Annotated in this window: 5 protein-coding genes; 1 reads left to right on the forward strand and 4 read right to left on the reverse strand. The window is 26.2% G+C overall.

Annotation, left to right across the window (positions count from 1 at the left end):
- Positions 1 to 10 precede the first annotated feature (10 nt).
- From AB2369_RS12240 to AB2369_RS12250, 3 genes are all read right to left on the reverse strand, one after another.
- Positions 11 to 283: a nucleotidyltransferase domain-containing protein gene (locus AB2369_RS12240; protein ID WP_367666756.1), complete on the reverse strand. Its 273-nt coding sequence runs from the start codon at positions 281 to 283 to the stop codon at positions 11 to 13.
- A 392-nt stretch (positions 284 to 675) separates the two neighbouring features.
- Entirely contained in the window at positions 676 to 1,221 is a 546-nt protein-coding gene (locus tag AB2369_RS12245) for a metalloregulator ArsR/SmtB family transcription factor (protein ID WP_367666757.1), read from the reverse strand.
- Positions 1,222 to 1,234: 13 nt separating this feature from the next.
- A complete protein-coding gene (locus AB2369_RS12250) occupies positions 1,235 to 1,624 on the reverse strand; it encodes a hypothetical protein (protein WP_367666758.1) in 390 nt (129 codons plus the stop codon).
- Between the two features lie 158 nt (positions 1,625 to 1,782).
- On the opposite strand from AB2369_RS12250, the gene AB2369_RS12255 reads away from it, so the two are divergent.
- Positions 1,783 to 2,778 (forward strand): aminopeptidase, encoded by a 996-nt coding sequence (locus tag AB2369_RS12255; RefSeq protein ID WP_367666759.1) that lies wholly within the window; start codon positions 1,783 to 1,785, stop codon positions 2,776 to 2,778.
- 228 nt (positions 2,779 to 3,006) lie between these two features.
- On the opposite strand, the gene AB2369_RS12260 is transcribed toward AB2369_RS12255, so the two are convergent.
- Complete coding sequence (locus AB2369_RS12260; RefSeq protein WP_367666760.1) at positions 3,007 to 3,621, reverse strand: hypothetical protein; 615 nt, start codon at positions 3,619 to 3,621, stop codon at positions 3,007 to 3,009.
- Positions 3,622 to 3,716 lie beyond the last annotated feature (95 nt).

Consider the following 3,716-nt stretch of genomic DNA (forward strand, 5'->3'; position numbering starts at 1 on the left):
TAATATCTTTTTATTTAATGTACATACCTTCCATCTTCTTACTATAAGTAAATTTCTTATTTAGTTCTTTGTGGATAATTCTAAGCTTTATTACTTCATCTTGAGTAAAATTTTCTTTAATTATAGTAACTATATCAATATCACTTTTATTTTCATGAAAAGCATTAAGAGCTATTGAATTATATAAATAGACTCCAAATATTTTATCTTTAAAACTCTCTTTAAGTTTTGACTCATATTCATATAAAAGTGGCTTAACTACATCTGGAATATCTACATTCATAACTAACTCTCCTTAGCTTATTCTATAATAAAAATTTATAATATCTCCCTTAATATCATGATTTATAAAAATAAACTGAGCTCAATTCTTAAATTCAGAATATCTATAGAATTTTTAAAACAAATCTCAGTTTATGCATTTAAGATTCCATTGATAAATAGCCTATTTATCAGGTAACTTTTATGGTGAAACTTCTATAATGTGTATTTTCTACGAAAAACTAGTACTAATTTTATTATTCTTTCAATATAGCATACTTTTACACATCCCATAGTTACATATATATTACTTTTTTAGTTTAATATATCCTAATGATATATTAATATTTATAAAATAAAAAACCTTAGTTATTAGTTCTTAAAAATTAAGTAATAACTAAGGTCTTTCCATATTTAAAGTATTCTTTTATAAACTCCATTATTTCTCTCAAATATTTTTTCTGATATGAATTCTCTTCTTATAGTACAAAAATCATCATTAAAATCTGCTATTATTATATTTACTTCTCTTTCTTTATACTCTACTCCCTTTTCAAAAGCATTGGCTATTTCCTCTAATACGATTCTTCTTTTTTTCTGTTGAACTGGAATAGATATAAGTTTTCCATACTTAAAAAAGTTATCTATAACTTTCTTCCTATAAGCATCTTCTCTTTCCTCTTCTGCCGCTCTTACCCCATCCTTAAAAACTACTAAATCTAAAAGATTGGTATTTAGCATCTCCTTGTTCAATGAGTAAACTACATAATATTGCTCTTTATTTCCCTTGACAAGTCCTGCATCTTCTAACTTTTTTAAGTGAAAGGATATGGTAGATGGTGACAGTTCTAATCTTTCTGCTAAAAGTTCCACATACTTAGGAGCTTCCATAAGACTGTTTAATATTCTTAATCTAGATTTATCCGCTAAAGCTTTAAAAATTGTAACTGAATCCTTCAAAATTAACAGCTCCTTATATTTCATATTTTTCATATAGTCCTAAAAACTTTTCTTCAATTGTATCCGCCATGGATAACTTTAGGTTTTCAATAATTACCCCTTCTCCATTACCAAACTTCTCATCTTTCTCTCTTTTCTCTTTCCAACTGGCCGGTATAGTATTGAAATATTTTAAATAATAATTTTTAAAGTCTTCATATCCCTTCTTATCCTTAACTATTTTATTATAACTTACATTAAACATCTGTTTAAATATTTTTACTATATTTAAAGTTATTTTTTCTAGATTAGCTTCATCTTTTAAGTCTTCTTTAATTAAACCTTTTATTCTCTCCTCTGAATCACAAATTTTACTTTCTAAAAATTCTAAAAAATCAACTTTTAACAATTCTAATTTATCCATTATTTATCCCTCCAATAATATACTATAATCTTATTATATTTATAACGAATCAAATTTGTCAATTATATTTTTATGTTTATCGAATTATATTTACAAATTCTATTTTAACATATATAATTAAATTGTTAATAAAAGTAAATTGTTAAGGGGGATATATTATGCTTTCTACTAATTTAATACAAAAAATTGTTACTGCTATGGGAATTAAAAAGGGGGATATGGTTCTTTTACAATTTTGGGGTGAAAATAAGGATAGAGATACTTTAAATGCCTTTAGCTATGAGGTGGCGAAAGTTGATGCTACTCCAATTGAATTTCAGCATTCAAGAGAGTATTATAAAAATCTATTTGAAAGTTTTACTGATGACTATTCTATTCCTGAGGAGTATTTTAATATTTTTAAAGACTCTAATGTAATAATAGACTTATTTACCTATAAGCCTGTTATACCTCATAAAGATTTTCCTTCCGAAAAGCTTTATCTATATAAAGAATTTATGGCTAAACTTTTTTCTATTCTTTCATCTAAAGAAAAATTTATACAACTAAGACTTCCTACTCTGGAAAATTCAATGGAATCCAACCTAGACTATGAAACCTTTAAAAATTCATTGTTCAATGCCTATGATATTGATTATGAAGCTTTAAATAATGATTGTGATGAAATAATAAAATCTTTAAGTGATAAAAATTCTATAGTTATAGAAACTAATAAAAATCATAGACTTTCTTTAGATATATCTAAAAGAAGTTGGTTTAAGGATTGTGGGGATGGTGACATGCCTTGTGGAGAAGTATTTATAGCTCCTATTGAAGAATCTTCAAATGGATCTATTTATATAGAAAAGTTTTATTTTGAAGATAAAACTATAAATGACTTAACTCTAAACTTTGAAAATGGAGTCTTAACTTCAACTTCTTCAGATACTCTCAATTCCTTTTTAGAAACTCTACCTCCTAAAGGTAATATTCTATGCGAATTTGGAATTGGATTAAATAAAAATGTTAAAGATATTGTAGGTTATACAATATTGGATGAGAAAGCTTATGGGACCTACCATATAGCTATAGGTATGAATTCAATGTTTGGTGGAAAAAATGAAAGTCCTTTTCATATGGATTTTGTTTTTAAAGGAAATGTAACCTATATATAATTTTATTTTCTAAGATAAAATCATCCTAAAAGATAAAGTATACATATATTACAAACCTGTAATATATGTATACTTTTATTAATTATGTTGTTATAGAACGAATCTTCCTTCAAATGGTTCTCTTCCCTCCATCTGAAGGTTAGACGAGTTAATCTAGGGGCGTACCAGCTGTTATCCTCCGCCTTTTAAGAGGATGGAGGTATTACAGCTTATAGCCATCAGATAAAATTATTTATACATAAAAAAGCTAAAAGGCTCTTTTTGTGACTTTCCACTACCATCCTTAATTCCTATGTTTCTTAAGTGATATACTTTCCAATCATAATCTTTTGCTTGATTATCGCATATATACCCATAGTCTGTGGAACCTTCTTTTTCCCATTTCATAAATACATATGCATGAGTGGGTGTACCCTTTTTACTTAGCTTTTCATCTGTAGTAAAGCATATATCTCCAGGCTTTAGTTTATTAATATCAGTTTCCTTCTTCCATCCCTTTTTCTCTAATACTTTTATAAGTCCTTGAGTATTACATACACTATCATCTATATCTATATTATTATTCCTTAAAACCTCTGCTAAAAAGTAAACACAGGTATTAGCTGAATCTCCTCCATTTAATTTTACAGCTCTTTCATATGCCTTTACTCTGTTATTCTTATCACTTAAAAAAGTATATATTTTATTTCTTAGGTTATTACCTTCTCTGGTTCTTACAGTGGTAATATACTTTAATAAAAATAATACTGTTATTAGAAATATAATACTTGTTATAATGATAATTATATTCCTCTTATTAAGGTTTCTTTTAATCTTATTATTTCTTGAAAATCTACTTCTCATAATAAAAACTCCTCATAACACTATATATCTTATATATTACATCATAATTCTTACAAAGCTTTCATATATTTCTTAAGTTTTTCTTAAAGTTATTC

It is taken from the genome of Clostridium sp., assembly GCF_040797585.1.
Lineage (GTDB): Bacteria > Bacillota > Clostridia > Clostridiales > Clostridiaceae > Clostridium_Z.